Source organism: Klebsiella sp. DY2415 (genome assembly GCF_026314315.1).
Classification (GTDB): domain Bacteria; phylum Pseudomonadota; class Gammaproteobacteria; order Enterobacterales; family Enterobacteriaceae; genus Klebsiella; species Klebsiella ornithinolytica.
This window is the reverse complement of sequence record NZ_CP111115.1, coordinates 247,259-262,068: the sequence shown is the minus strand read 5'-3', so window position 1 is coordinate 262,068 and position 14,810 is coordinate 247,259. Positions and strand designations below refer to the sequence as shown.

Below are 14,810 nucleotides of genomic sequence, written 5' to 3'. Positions count from 1 at the left end.
CGACGTGAATATCGTTTATACTTTAGGTATTTCATCATTATGGGACGAGGTCTGTCATATGCCCGTCGGGGGCGTGTGGTGGCTTAACGTCGATCGCTATCCTGACGCGGTAAGCCTGCTCAATCAAACCCTGGCGGCCCAGGATAAAGAGTGCAAAGTCGCCGCCATCGTCATGGGTGAGAAACCAAATAAAATCATATCATTAAAAAAAGATTGCGGCCCGGAAAAAGTGGCATTATTCAGCATGCCTGACCTGACGGCAGGGCTGGAAGAAATGCATCGTGATTTACTCTGCTCGGTCGATCCGGCCAATTACTTTTTTATTTTGCTGTGTGCCGAAAATGCATGGAAAAACATAAAAAGTGAGAAAATAAGCGCATGGGTTGAAAAATCTCACCAATGGGCTAAATATCATAAGTGTTCGTTATTAATTCTTAATTCCGATAATGATATAGACAAGCAGCTTTCGCCATTATTACACGAGTACCGCGCCCTTTCCGGGCTGGCGAGCATTCGTTATCAGGGCGATAGTTTTCTGTTTGATATTGCCTGGTGGGGCAGCGAAAAAGGAATGAGCGCACAGCAGCAGCTGACGGTAATCCAGGATGACGACGGCTGGCGACTGGCAGAAGAAGAAGAGGCCACGGTGCAGCCGCGCAGCGATGAGAAGGTTATCCTGAGTAACCTGCGAGTCCTCGAAGGCGCGCCTGCCCTGTCTGAATACTGGACGCTGTTTGATACCAATGACGGCGTGTTTAATGCCGCCCGCACCGCGCAGGCGGCAACGTTGTTATTTTCCGTGACCCAGAACGAACAGATTGAGCAGCTGGGTCGCTATATTCATACGCTGCGCCGGCAACGCGGCAGCGCGTTGAAAATTGTGGTGCGCGAACAGCTCCCCAGCCTGCGTACCACCGATGAGCGACTGCTGCTCAGCAGCGGCGCGAATATGGTGATCCCCTTCAGCGCACCGCTTTCCCGCTGCCTGACGCTAGTGGAAAGCGTGCAAAAACAAAAGTTCACCCGCCATATTCCGGAAGAGTTCGCCACCCTGCTGACCTGGAGTCAGCCGCTCAAACTACGCGGCTACCAAAAGTGGGGGGATTTCTGCGCCGCGGTACATAACATTATGGCCAACACCATGCTGCCTGCGGACAGCAAGGGCGTGATGGTGGCGCTGCGCCCGGCGCCGGGGCTGCGCGTCGAGCAAGCGCTGACCCTGTGCCGGCCGAACCGTATGGGCGATATCATGACGATCGGTAACAACCGATTAGTACTGTTCCTGTCGTTTTGTCGCGTCAATGACCTGGACACCGCGCTAAACCATATTTTCCCGTTGCCCACCGGCGATATTTTTTCCAACCGCATGGTCTGGTTTGAAGATAAACAAATCACGGCGGAAATTGGGCTGATGCGGGGTATTTCGCCGGCGCAGTGGAACACGCCGCTGCCTATTACGATGGAGAAAAACAACCCCATTAACGCGGCCCATGACGGACGCAGCTGGCGACGCATTCCGCAGCCGCATCGTTTGTCTACCGACAGGGAGAAAACGTCATGATGTCCATCAGTGATATTCTTCAGCTGATCATACTCTGTGCCCTGCTGTTTTTTCCGCTGGGATACCTGACGCGCCATTATCAGCGTCGAATTCGCACCACCTTACGCTTAATGTTCTTTAAACCTCGTTATGTCAAACCGGCTGGCGTATTACGCCGGGAAGCAACAACTCAGCAAGGCAAACTGAATAAATGACGAATCCAAAAACAAATGCGACGCCGCTGCCGCTTTGGCAATACTGGCGTGGCCTGGCCGGTTGGAATTTTTACTTCCTGGTGAAGTTTGCGCTGCTTTGGGCGGGATATCTTAATTTTCATCCCATGCTCAACCTGGTCTTTCTCGCGTTTTTACTGGTCCCGCTGCCGAAATATAAACTGCACCGTCTGCGGCACTGGATTGCTATTCCGATCGGCATCGGATTGTTCTGGCATGATACCTGGCTACCGGGGCCGGAAAGTATTTTCAGCCAGGGTTCGCAGCTTGCTGGCTTCAGCGCCACCTATATCTGGGACCTGGTCACCCGCTTTATTAACTGGAATATGGTCGGCGCCTTCTTCCTGCTGCTGGTTCTGTGGATGTTCATCAGCCAGTGGCTGCGCGTCACGGTAGTGGTCTCCGCCATTATGGTGTGGCTGGCGGTCAGCCCACTGCTTCCGGCCTTTACGTTATGGCCTGCGGGCCAGCCGACGGCAGCGGCGACCACCGTGAAGACCACGACCACGACGGCGGCCCCGGCGGGCACCTCTGCCGCCAGCGGCGATATTCCGGCACAGACCGAACCGCCCACCTCGGCGAATTTGACCAACTGGCTGAACGCGTTTTACGCCGCAGAGCAGAAGCGCAAAACGCCGTTCCCGGATCGGCTTCCGGCCGATGCCCAGCCGTTTGACCTGCTGGTTATCAACATTTGCTCGCTGTCGTGGTCCGATATCGAAGCCGCCGGGCTGATGGATCATCCGCTGTGGAAGCATTTTGACATTGTGTTCAAAAACTTTAACTCGGCGACCTCCTACAGCGGCCCGGCGGCGGTACGGCTGCTGCGCGCAAGCTGCGGCCAGCTGTCGCATTCGAACCTCTATCAACCGTCGGGCAACGACTGTTACCTGTTCGAAAATCTGGCCAAACTCGGCTTTACCCAACAGCTGATGCTCGGCCATAACGGTCAGTTCGGCGACTTCCTGAAAGAGCTGCGTAGCTTAGGCGGGATGCAAAGTCCGCTGATGGATCAAACGGGGCTGCCGGTCAGCCTGCAGGCTTTTGATGGCTCGCCGGTCTATGACGACTTAGCGACCCTCAACCGCTGGCTGGAAACCGAAAATAAACAGGGTAACGCCCGCAACGCCACCTTCTACAACATCCTGCCGCTGCACGACGGCAACCACTTCCCGGGCCAGAGCAAAACGGCGGATTATAAAGTTCGCGCGCAGAAACTCTTCGACGAGCTGGATAACTTCTTTACCGAGCTGGAAAAATCGGGCCGTAAAGTGATGGTCGTGGTCGTACCGGAGCACGGCGGCGCGCTGAAGGGCGACAAAATGCAGGTTTCTGGCCTGCGCGATATCCCGAGCCCGTCCATTACCGACGTGCCGACGGCGGTGAAATTCTTCGGGATGAAGGCACCGCATCAGGGGGCCCCGCTGATTATCGACCAGCCGACCAGTTACCTGGCCGTGTCGGAGCTGGTGGTTCGCGCGCTGGACGGCAAGATGTTTACCGAAGATAACGTGGACTGGCAGCAGTACACCGCCAACCTGCCGCAAAGCGCCGCGGTATCGGAAAACGCCAACGCCATCGTTATGCAGTACCAGGGGAAACCTTACGTTCAGCTGAACGGCGGAAGCTGGGTACCGTACCCGCAGTAATCCCGCCAATGGCCGCAGGGGCGTTCCCTGCGGCCATGATACGCCAGCAGGTCAACTGCCCCTCGCGAATTCCCCGCTGAAAACTCCAATCACCACCCAGGGTCGCTATCTCTGATGGCGCACTCCGGACGACCGCCGCCGGCAAAAACGCCGTGACAGCGTCCGCCCGGGGATATACGATATATATATGAATCATTACGGAACATATATATGGGAATCGTAAAAATCTCCGACCTGCTGCATGACGACATCCGCGACGCCAGCAAGGCCATGTCACGCTCAGTGAATGCTCAGGCGGAATACTGGATTCGGCTGGGGATGATGAGCGAACTCTACCCGGAGCTTAACCACCAGCAAATCAAGATGATGATGCTTAAATCGGGATCCGATCGTTTACTGGAGGTGATCAATGCCATCAATTCCCATTAAAACGGCGGACGAATTAGCCCGACAGCGCCGGGCAGGCGCGCTGCTGGCCTCGGTGTTCGACATGCTGGATAAACATATTCAGCCCGGCATAACCACCATGGAAATCAACAACCTGGCGGAAGATTTTATCGTCAACCAGCTCCATTCCCGACCGGCCAGCAAAGGGCAATATGATTATCCTTTCGTCTTAAATACGTCGGTGAATGAAGTGGTGTGCCACGGCATGCCAAAAGAAACGGAGCATCTGAAATCAGGCGCGATCGTCAACGTCGACATTACGCTGGAAAAAGATGGCCTGATTGCGGACTCCAGCAAAATGTACTTAATCGGCGACGTTTCGCCGCTGGCCCGTAGACTGGTGAAGAAAACGTACGAAGCGATGTGGAAAGGTATCAAGGTGGTCAGGCCCGGCGCCACGCTGGGTGATATCGGCCATGCGATTCAGAGCTATGTCGAAAGCAACGGCTACAGCGTCGTGCGGGAGTATTGCGGTCACGGTGTCGGGCAGGAGATGCACGAAGAGCCCCAGGTGCTGCACTACGGCAAGCCGGGTGAAGGCGCCGTGCTGCGAGAGGGGATGGTTTTTACCATCGAACCGATGGTCAATCAGGGCGATAGCCGGACAAAAATCAAGAAGGATGGCTGGACCGTAGTGACCCGCGATAAGAAGCTCTCGGCGCAGTGGGAACACACCGTCGCCGTTACCGCCGACGGCGTAGAAGTCCTGACGCTACGCCAGGACGAAATTATCCCGTTCTGAGCCGTTCCGCTGTCGATATCGCCTTCAGCAAGCCATAGCGCCTGGCGAAGGCGCTAAAATTACCGATCGCGCCCTGCCAGCCAGACCAGCAGTTTCAGGCTGGCGGAGTAGTAATCATCCTGGGCGGTAATTTGCGGATCCTCCGGCGTCTCGCCCATGGTCAGATCGCGCACCGCCAGCAGGCCGCCGGTCATAAACCACGGAGAGACGTTATTGGTGCTGACGTTAATCCACGCCGGCGTTTGCAGCCGCGGATAGCTCTGGAACCAGTTTTTCCACGGCGTCAGCAGCGGGCTCTGTGGATTGGCCCAGGTGAGATACAGCGGGATACGAATCGCGTCATAGCTCATCCGCGGCGGCCACTCTTTCGCCGGCTCCATCTTACCGTCAGCTTTCAGCGCAACCCAGTCGGTAGGGAGCTGGGTTTTGCCCCATGCCATTTTGCCCAGCAGCGCCTGAGCGTCGCTTTGCAGCTTACGCCAGGCGATCAGATGCGTGCGCGCGGCAAACGCCTGCCATGCCGGGAAGATAAAGTAGGAGGGGTTAAGATTGAGATGGTCGTTGCGGTTGAAGCCTTTGGCGCCAGGCAACATGACCTGATAGCCGGCAAAGGTCACCACCGTATTTTTCAGCAGCGATGCGGTAATGGCATCAGACGCGTTACCGTAGGATTTGTCCCCCCACTGCTGCTGTGCGCGCAGCAGCGCCCATGCAATCAGGGTATCGCCGTCGGTGGCATCGTTCTTATCGGCAATAGGGTCCGGCGCCACAGGGTTATAGCGCCAGTAAAAGAGCCCGTTGTCTTTATTGCGTAGCGTTTTATCGGTCCATTGCCATAGCTTGTCGAAGGCCGGCCGATCGTTTTTCGCCACCGCCAGCAGCATCGCGAATCCCTGCCCCTCGGTATGCGAAACGTTACCGTTGCCCGTATCCACAATGCGCCCGTCAGCCATCATAAAACGCGATTTATAGCTTTCCCAGGCGGTGTCTGCCCACGCGCGGGGCAGCAGCACCATCGTCACCATGACTGCGATTACAACACGCAAAGACATATGTTCACCCGTTATGGATGGAAGTAGAGGAACTGAACATCAGACACCGAGAACAACCGCTCACGCTGTAACACCACATGTGCACCGCCCCCTTGTCCCTGTAGCCAGCGAGAATAAAGCCCCTCGAGTATGGCACAAAATGCATTGCACCAGCGCACGCGGCGCGCATCGTCACGACTCACCGGCAGCGCGCGATGACGTAAGCGCAGGCCGTCATCGCCCACATCCACGCTGACGACGCCCCACTGAAAGCGGCTGAGCAGCTGGTTGATATTGGCCTCCAGCTGACCGACGGTTTCTGACTCGGGCAGCGGGTAGCGATCGGCCAGGGCTTCACCCATCTGACGTAAAAATGGCTGGCTCTCCAGCTCGCCGGCATTGTTCAGCATCCCGTCAATCATAATGAGCAGCAGATCAAACCATCCCGCGGGGGTTTGCTGCTGTTGAAACCAGGCCATGACTTCCGCGTTGTTTTTGTCCGTCATGATCAGTTATCTCCCAACATATAGCGGATATAGAGACCGGCGGTACTCTCGTTGTAATCACCGAAGGTGTCGTAGCCAATCTGGCCGCCCAGCGTCATCTGTTTGTTCACCTTGTAATCCGCCCCGGCGCGCAGCGTGTAGCCGATGCCGCTCTTCGAGGTCGCTGAATAGTACGCCTCTTTGGCAAAACCGTTGGCTACCGCGGTCTCCAGGGTCTGCTGCCATTCGGAATTGGTCGGGAAGTAGGCGCTCTTATCCTGACTATAGGATTGATACCCCACCGAGCCACCGAGCTTCATGGTCCAGTTGTCATACTTCTCGGTCAGGTTAACCGGCAGCGAAACGCTCACGTAGTTTTGCGGGCTGAAGTAGCCCCCCTGACCATAGGTGAAGTAGCTCAGGTTCTTCGAGTAATCCATGTAGCTCATACTCAAACCGGCCTGCAGCTGGCGATATTCATCATGATAAGGCCGCAGATAGACCCCGGCATTGGCGTTGACACTGGTGTTGCTGGCCACATCGCTGCCAATGTAGCTGTAGCCCCCGCCGCCGACGTAGAAACCGGCGTCGCCATCATCGTAGCTGAGCTGCAGGGTGCCGCCGTTTTTCGTCACCTGCCCCCAGGTTTTCCCGGAGTAGCTATCTTTCAGCCCCACGTAAGAGAGCAGGCTGTCGGTCAACGAACGGCGCTCACCGGTGAAGATCAATGACAGGTAGTTGGTGAGTTTCGGCGACCATTTCACCCCCCCGACTACGGTGTTGAGATCCTGGCCCAACGGCGTGCTGCCGATATCCACGCGATAATCATCGCCGCTCAGCGCCAGGGCTAATTCGACGCCATTCGCCTTCTGCGAATCCGTCGAACCGCTGGTCTGATCGACATTCGGTTTCAGGCTGGAAGAGGCCAGATAGCTGGCGACCTGTCCGGAGTCATAGGCGCCAAGTTTCGCCAGATTCTCCATCCCGCTGCTGGTCGTGGCGTTAAAGTCTGCCGCATTCAGCGTCCCCAGCGAACTTAAGGCTTCGGCCCCCGGATTGCTGGCAAAGTACGCCGTGCGCTCCGTATCCGTCATCGCCGCAATCGCCGCCTGTTCGCTGGTGGCAGTGGAAATCATGTTGGACACCGCATTGGAGAGCGGATTCGCGCCGTAGCGCCGCCAGGCGTCGCCGCTGGCGGTGCCGGCATTCAGCGAAATCGGCGTCACGGTAAAGTCAAAACGCGAGTCGCCAAACGGCGATGAAGACCAGGTCAGCGGCGTTTTCATCTCGGTCAGCTTACTTGTCCCGGATTCACCGTCGCGCCCACGCACCTCCATTCCCCCCTGGAGCCAGGTGCCGGTTTTCTCCTGCAACGACTCCATCATGGTATCGACCTGACGCAGCATGCGGGTTTGCGCGGTCTCCACCGGAAGATCGGGACGTTGGATGCCGGGCAGCGTGGTTCCGCTGCCAGTTGACACCTGGGCAACCTGCCATGGCATATACTGGCCGTAAGCCGATGCCGTTCGCGTCGTGGACGGCGTGCGGGAGACGCCCACAAAGGGGTTATCCGCCGCCAGCACGCCGCCAACGGTGGGCGTTTGTGCGCTGTTGCTGCTCTGCAGCCCCAGCAGTTTGCCGCGCGCGCTGCGCAGATACGTCATCGCCTGCTGATGGTGTCCCTGCGCTTCCGCGACGCGCGCCAGCAGCAGCAGGCGATCCGGTGTATTGTCCTGACGCAATCCGCCGGCCAGCTGTTCCGCCCGGTCGTTATCGCCGGACGACAGCGCAACATCGATAGCGCCGGATCGCGCCGCCTGATCCGGCGTATCGCGGGTCATCAGGTAGTCATAGACCACCCCGGCTTCTTTGTTCATTTTGCCGCTCTGGTAGAGGCGCGCCATCGCGAACATCAGATCGGTATTCTGCGGATCGCTTTGCATCGCCCCCATCAGCTTGTCATACGCCGCGGCGTAGTTGCCCTGCTCCCGCAGTCGATCGGCTTCGTTGATCACATAGCCGTTGCGGATACTCGCCAGCTGCGTTGGCGTGCTGCCGGCCTGCAGCTGCGGGTTCGACAGCAGCGTCTGCGCTTCATTGGTCAGCCCCGCCTGGTTGAGGACCGCCACCTGATCGGCATAGTCGCCGGCGTTCCCCGTGATTCCGCCGCTGATATTGTTGCGCACCAGCGTTACCGCCGTGGAAACATCGCCGCTCTGCGCCAGCAATCGCGCCAGTTTCCCCACGTCAGCCGGTGATTTTGGCGGCGTGGCCGACATCGCTTTCAGGGTATTGGACGCCGCCACCGTATTGCCCTGGGCGAGATAATCTTGCGCGGTGGTCAGCTGCAGGTTGTAGTTTACCCGCTGACGCAGGTCGCGCATCTGGCTGGTCTGGCTGGCGGCGGGAATCCGCCCCAGCAGCGTCTGCGCCTGCTGCCAGCCGCCGTTCTCACTGGCAAACAGCGCGGCGGCATAGAGGGCGTTACTGCTGGCGCCGGGACGATAGGCGGCAGCCATCGTTGACGCGGCCTCGCTGTCATTGCCGGATTTTTGCAGTAGCCGGGCTAAGTCGAGGCGCATCCAGGCGTCATCCGGATAGCGGGAGACCCCCTGGCGCAATGTCGCGATAGCGCCGCTGACGTTGCCGCTGTTGGCCTGCTCCTGCGCCTGGCGACGAAGCGAATCTCCCGGCATACCGGTCACGATGCGCGGCTGCAGTTTTTGCTGCAAACTCTCCGGCAGCGTGCGTAACATCGCCTGCGCTTCCGCCGTTTTATTTTGCTCGCGCAGGATGTAGTAAAGGTTCTCGCGCGCCGGGCCATTTTGCGGCTGCTCGCTGAGCAGCGAGCGCAGCGTTTGTTCGGCCTGAGGGAGATCTTTGTTATGACGCAATACATCGGCACGGAACAGTTTGGCCGATGTGCCGCGCGTCCCGCTCTGCTGAGCCAGCGGAGCAGAGAGCGCCAGCGCCTGGCTAATATTGCCCTGCTTGTACGCCTGCTGAGCCTGGGCCAGCTGCCCATAGAATAGCGCGTCCGCCGCCTGCTGACGGCGCGCCGCTGAATCATTACCGCCGAGATCCGCCGCCCGGCTTAAATATTGCGATGCGGCCTGGAAGTCACCGTTGCGCTGGGCGATATATCCCATCCCGGCCAGCGCGTCCGCATCCTGCGGGTTGGTTTGCAGCACTTGTTCAAACTGCTGCTTCGCCGCCGCGGTATTGCCGCTATTCAGGTTAACGAACCCCTGACCGCGCGCCTGGCCGCTTATCCGCTGACGATAGTAATTCTGTACTTCGGTATCCTGCGGGTGACGCTGCATCCAGGTATCGTAAAACGCCCGATCGCCCTCCTGCGGCCCCAGCCACAGCAGCGCCTGGCGTAGACCGCTGTCGGCATCTTTACTGCCGCTGGCCATCGATTCCAGCATTGAAATCCCTTCCCGCCGGGTATCTTCCCGCCAGGTCAACGCCTTGCCTAAAGCCACGCGCGGGGCGTTCTCCTGCGGATACCGCGCCACGTACTGACGCAGTTCGCTGACCGCCTGGGGATAGAGCGCTTTGTCGCTGGCCATGGTCATGTAGTACTCACCGGCCAGCCCCGGTGGCGGGGTGTTGCCGTTGAACATGCTGCGCCAGGTCGTCAGCGCAGCCGGAATATTGCCGCTGCGCGCCTGCTGTCTGGCCAGACTCAGCTGCCCCTGCGGCACCTGCGCCATTTTTTTGGCATTATCCAGCTCCTGCAGGTTTGGGCTCTCTGGCGACACTTTCGCCAACCGCGCCCGCCACTGGGCCGCCGCCTGAAGGTCGCCGCCCTGCTGTGCCCACAGCGCCATCAGATACATGGCCTGCGTGTTATTGGCATCAACCAACAGAACTTTCTGCAGCGATTCCATCGCCAGCTCATCGTGCGATTTTTCGTGCCAGTAGTTCGCCTGGGCAAACAGCGCCTGCAATGCGGCATCATTCCCCGCAGCCATGGCATCACCGAGGGTGCCGAGGGTCAACGCGCCGGACAGGCAAAACGTGGATAATCTGCGGGTCGCCCTGCTGTTCATTTTAATGGCTCGTTTCATTGGCTATCCCCCGAACTCAGACGCTTGCGTGCATGGCGTTTAAACATGGCGGTAAGCGCCAGGCCGATGATCGTTGTCGCAAGCAGTCCCAGCAGCGCAAGCAGACCGGAGTGCTGGTTGGCATACCAAACGGCCATCATGTACCACGGCATCTGCCCGCTCGGGAATGGCGTACTCACCTGGAAGCTGCGAACCCCATTATCGCTGGTGATAACCGCCGTATCGCCGCGGATACCGGCGTTGATTCGCGGTGAATCAAGGTCGCTTTTCAGCTTCGTCAGCTGATCATCGTTGCTGGCCATCGCCACCACCACCGTGCGCTGTGGATTCCACGGTGAACGGTAGCTGATAAAGCCGCGCCAGGCGCTGCTGGAAGAGAGATAGCGATCGGCATCCAGGCTGGCGGATGTCCAGTCGCCGGCCAGCCACCGCTGTACTTTTGAACTCAGTCCCGACTCGCGTACGCCCAGCTGATTATCCGCCTGATAATAAGGAGAATCTTCTAACAAGCGCTGGTTAAACGTTTTCTGATCGAGGGCGCTGACCGCCAGCACATCGCGATTGTGCAGGTACTGAAGGCCGGCGCCACCGCTGGGGATGCCTAAAACAACGCGGTTGTTCGCCAGCGCCATGCCGGTGGCATTACCCGATCGGGCGGCGAGGTTTAACAGCGTAGCGACCTGCGTTTCCGACGGTTTTTCCGCCAGCAGCAGCGTGGTTTGTGAATAGTCCGCCAGCCGCGAGAACGGGAACGAAGCGCCGACGAAATAGGAGAGATTCGGCAGCAGCGAGAAGTGTCGCGTATTGCTCAAATCAATCCACGAATCATCGGTAATCCGGCTCTTGATATTGTTATTAAGCACCACCGAACAGGGGGCGTTTTGTTTCGGCACCACGTTGAAATAGAGCGACAGCTGGTTATCCCCGTAAATCAGATACGGCGCCAGCGGAATGGTAAACCGCTCCTGACGCACGTCGCCGCCCAGATGACGCCATAATTTCTCCAGCGGCCCCTGCTTGTTCAGCGGCAGGTTGTGCAGGAAAGTGTTATTGAGCGTTACGCTTAATAACGACTGCTCCTCATTAATCCAGTTTTCCGACGGGAAACGGTAGCCAATCTGCAAGGGAATCGTTTCCCCGTCCCACAGATAGAGGTCCGGCGCCGCGCGGAAAGCCACGCGCAGCGGTTCATGCCAGACGCCGTTTACGGTCATACTCTGATCTTTACGCAGCAGCTCGCTGATTTTTACCGGCCGATCGGTTGGGATCCAGCGCGGGGCATCATACGGCTTGCCGATCGGGATCGCCTGCGGATCCACGCTCAGGCTCGCGGTCTGCGCGGCAATATTACCGCGGGTCAGCCGCCAGGCTGCCGCACGCAGCGCCGCATCATTCTGCCCGACGATCAGCAGCAGTTTGTAGGTGGGGTTACCCGGGTTATCGACAATCTGCAGCAGCGGTTTATCGGTTTGCGGCAGCGTCAGCCCGCCGACCTGGTCACCCGGATGGCCGATAATAATACCGTGACGCTCCGGTAAACGGTCGCGCAGCGCGCTAAAAGCAATCCCGCGATAATCCGCCTGAATACCCAGCCACGACGAGAGCAGCGCTGCGGCGCTGAAGATATCCGCTCCCGATTTCTCCGGGTAGGCCACCGCGATGTCCGCCGGGGTCATCTGCATGCTGTCGAAGAATGGACGCGGGAAGTGACTCAAATCGTTGCTGAGATTCAGCGGCTGGCTTTCCCAGTTAAAACGCGAAGCCGGTAAAATCGTGACGCCCGACGTGTCATGCATGTTGAGCTGGCACTGCATGTTGTCGCCATCATTCACCTTAAAGCTCAGGTTGTTGCTGGAGACCATTAGCGCCGCCGGAATATCCAGCTGATAGTGAGAAACGTCCGCCCCGTCGGTGCCCAGCGGCACCGTGCCTAAAGGCTGGCCGTTGAGCATCAATTGCAGCGTGGCGTTGCGGGTGGCCATATCCGGCGAGACCTGAACATCCAGCATCAGCTCGGCATGGGTCACCACCTGGTCTGAAGGCAGCGTAAACCCCGCGCCGCCCTGCTGTTGGCCGCCGCTGAGGATAATGCCATCCGGCATCCCCATTTGAGCCAGATTAAGACTGCCCCCGACCACCGGCGTTAACGGCGCCACATCCGGCATTGCCGTATGAGTCGGCGGTGGCATGACGGGGAGCGAGGCGCCCGGATCCGCCGCCGCGGGTTCTGCTGTCGCGGGTGTCGATGCGATCGACGACTCGGACGCGACAGCGGGTTCTGAGTTCACCGGAACCTCCGCTGCGGCCGACGACTCCGCTGCGGCGGTCGACGCCGACTCATCGGCGGGAAGGCCGCCCGTGGTCGCGCCTGGTAACGGGAAATTCAGCGGCGCAGAACGATCGGCCGGCGCCTCTTCACCGTGCAGCGCCGGTATGGAAAACATGCCGGCCAGCAGCGCAAGCGTGGTTAATCGCTTCATAATTGGCCATCCTCCTGCGCGGTACTGGCGACAGGTTTCTGCTGGCGACGGCCGCGTCGTGTTTTCCAGCTCAGCCAGAACAGTTCAAACACGCAGCGTAAGATGGTGAAAAATGACCGGAACGGGTTGTCCTGCGGACGCGGCGGGTTAATCCATGCATCGGCGCGCGCCAGCACCACTCGCACCAGTTCACGGCGCAGCGAGAGGGGAATATTTTCATCAAACTTGAGGCGAATAAAGTTTTCATCCGCGGTCACCTGTTCGGCGGGAATACAAATCGCACCAGATTGCAGGATCAGCTCAATCTCTTCGATATCATCCTGCAGATGGCGATCGTCCGGGACCGCGATGCGGCATCCGCCCATCGACAGGTCTGCGGTGTGGCTACGCGACACGATGCCGCTGGCGTAGTGAATCAACACCGGAATATTGACGTCGATACGGATCGTTTTCCGCACCTGGCGGGTTTCCCGCGCGACGGCAATCGCCGCCAGCAGGAAGATCAGGCTGTACAGCCCCCAGCCAACGTTCAGCGCGATAACGTTAGGATCCGAGCCGAAATAGTCATGGCCAATGGCCCTGACAATACCGACAATCACGCCAACCGCGAGCAAACACGCCACCACCAGATGCGGCCTGACGACGGTAAAGTCGAAGTAGCCCACATCCAGCAGCCCCCCTTTGTCGGTCACGTTGAATTTACCGCGTTTGGGGAAAATCATCGTCACCAGCGTCGGCAGCACCAGATGGAATGCCAGCACGATGTCATAGATTTCCCCCCAGAAGCTGTAGCGATAGCGGCCGTTCATCCGCGAGCCGACATAAATCGCAAGGAACAGATGCGGGAGCGCATACGAGACAATCAGGCTCGCTGAGGAGTAGATAATATTCAGGTTAAACAACAGATAAGCTAACGGTGCGGTGACAAACACGACCCGTGGCAGGGCGAACTGATAGTAGAGCATGGCGCTGAGGTAACACAGGCGCTGCTGGAAGGTCAGCCCGCGGCCCAGGAGCGGGTTATCGAGGCGGAAGATTTGCGTCATCCCACGCGCCCAGCGGGTCCGCTGAATGACGTGCACGACTAAACGTTCGGTGGCTAAACCCGCTGCCAGCGGAATATCGAGAAACGACGATTTCCAGCCCAGGCGCTGAAATTTAAGCGCGGTGTGCGCATCTTCGGTCACGGTTTCCACCGCAAAACCACCGATATCATCCAGCGCTTTACGGCGAATCACGGCGCAGGAGCCGCAGAAGAAGGTCGCATTCCAGTTATCGTTGCCCTGCTGAATCGGGCCATAGAACAGCATCCCTTCATTGGGGATGTTGCGGCCGACGGAGAGGTTGCGTTCAAACGGGTCCGGCGAATAGAAATAGTGCGGGGTCTGCACCAGCGCCAGCATCGGGTCTTTGAGGAAGCCGCCAACCGTCGCCTGCAGGAACACGCGGGTCGCCACGTGGTCACAGTCGAAGACGCAAATCAGCTCTCCCTGAGTCAGGGTCATCGCGTGGTTCAGGTTACCCGCTTTGGCGTGTTTATTATCATTACGGGTGATATAGCCGACGCCGACATCGGCGGCGAACACCGCAAATTCGCTACGTTTCCCGTCGTCCAGCAGATAGATTTTCATTTTATCCGCCGGGTAATCGATACACTGCGCAGCCAACACGGTATCGCGCACGACTTCCAGCGGTTCGTTATAGCTGGGAATATAAATATCGACCGTCGGCCACGTGCTCATATCATCGGGCAGCGGGACGATTTCTCGCTTCAGCGGCCAGACCGTTTGCAGGTAGTTCAGCAGCAGCATTACCCAGATATAGACTTCCGCCAGAAACAGCCCCATCCCCAGCACCGTCTCAATGGTGGAGTTAAAATGCAGGGTCTGCGTCAGGCGAAAATACATATAGCGGGTAGACATCAGCAGCGAAGTCACGACCATAATGACCGAAATACTGCGCTTTTTGCTAAATCCCATTAAGAACAGAATACCGATACTTAACAGACCAAAAAGATACTGCTTTTGGCTGTCCATCGGCGTAATAATGACCAGAACGGCAATCGGCGACAGCACCAGTGCCAGCAACCAGAAAAGAGACTTTTTCATTCAGCAGCCCTGCAATAAG

General features: G+C 58.2%; 10 protein-coding genes. 5 read left to right on the top strand and 5 right to left on the bottom strand.

Going from position 1 to position 14,810, the window contains the following annotated elements; genetic code table 11:
- Positions 1-4 precede the first annotated feature (4 nt).
- The 5 genes from bcsE to map all read left to right on the top strand — a co-directional run bounded on the left by bcsE (position 5) and on the right by map (position 4,611).
- The gene (gene bcsE / locus OQV00_RS01210) at positions 5-1,561 is read left to right on the top strand and encodes a cellulose biosynthesis protein BcsE (protein ID WP_015585555.1); all 1,557 of its coding nucleotides are present in this window, start codon (positions 5-7) and stop codon (positions 1,559-1,561) included.
- Positions 1,558-1,755: a cellulose biosynthesis protein BcsF gene (bcsF, locus tag OQV00_RS01205; RefSeq protein ID WP_266279711.1), complete on the top strand. Its 198-nt coding sequence runs from the start codon at positions 1,558-1,560 to the stop codon at positions 1,753-1,755. Before bcsE ends, bcsF begins: the two co-directional genes overlap by 4 nt.
- A complete protein-coding gene (gene bcsG / locus OQV00_RS01200) occupies positions 1,752-3,422 on the top strand; it encodes a cellulose biosynthesis protein BcsG (protein ID WP_015585554.1) in 1,671 nt (556 codons plus the stop codon). Before bcsF ends, bcsG begins: the two co-directional genes overlap by 4 nt.
- A gap of 210 nt (positions 3,423-3,632) precedes the next feature.
- Complete coding sequence (locus OQV00_RS01195; RefSeq protein ID WP_004868736.1) at positions 3,633-3,851, top strand: ParD-like family protein; 219 nt, start codon at positions 3,633-3,635, stop codon at positions 3,849-3,851.
- The gene (gene map / locus OQV00_RS01190; RefSeq protein ID WP_004868737.1) at positions 3,832-4,611 is read left to right on the top strand and encodes a type I methionyl aminopeptidase; all 780 of its coding nucleotides are present in this window, start codon (positions 3,832-3,834) and stop codon (positions 4,609-4,611) included. Before OQV00_RS01195 ends, map begins: the two co-directional genes overlap by 20 nt.
- A gap of 59 nt (positions 4,612-4,670) precedes the next feature.
- Here the strand turns inward: map and OQV00_RS01185 are convergent, their stop codons facing one another.
- From OQV00_RS01185 to bcsA, 5 genes are read right to left on the bottom strand one after another with little or no spacing between them, the layout of a single operon-like run.
- Entirely contained in the window at positions 4,671-5,663 is a 993-nt protein-coding gene (locus OQV00_RS01185) for a glycosyl hydrolase family 8 (protein ID WP_015585553.1), read from the bottom strand.
- An 11-nt stretch (positions 5,664-5,674) separates the two neighbouring features.
- Positions 5,675-6,151: a cellulose biosynthesis protein BcsD gene (gene bcsD, locus OQV00_RS01180; RefSeq protein ID WP_160873410.1), complete on the bottom strand. Its 477-nt coding sequence runs from the start codon at positions 6,149-6,151 to the stop codon at positions 5,675-5,677.
- Positions 6,151-10,203 (bottom strand): cellulose biosynthesis protein BcsC, encoded by a 4,053-nt coding sequence (locus OQV00_RS01175; RefSeq protein WP_032718371.1) that lies wholly within the window; start codon positions 10,201-10,203, stop codon positions 6,151-6,153. The genes bcsD and OQV00_RS01175 overlap by 1 nt, the downstream gene beginning before the upstream one ends.
- Complete coding sequence (gene bcsB / locus OQV00_RS01170; RefSeq protein WP_266279707.1) at positions 10,200-12,683, bottom strand: cellulose biosynthesis cyclic di-GMP-binding regulatory protein BcsB; 2,484 nt, start codon at positions 12,681-12,683, stop codon at positions 10,200-10,202. Before bcsB ends, OQV00_RS01175 begins: the two co-directional genes overlap by 4 nt.
- Positions 12,680-14,791 (bottom strand): UDP-forming cellulose synthase catalytic subunit, encoded by a 2,112-nt coding sequence (bcsA, locus tag OQV00_RS01165; RefSeq protein ID WP_004868748.1) that lies wholly within the window; start codon positions 14,789-14,791, stop codon positions 12,680-12,682. The genes bcsB and bcsA overlap by 4 nt, the downstream gene beginning before the upstream one ends.
- Between the last annotated feature and the right edge of the window lie 19 nt (positions 14,792-14,810).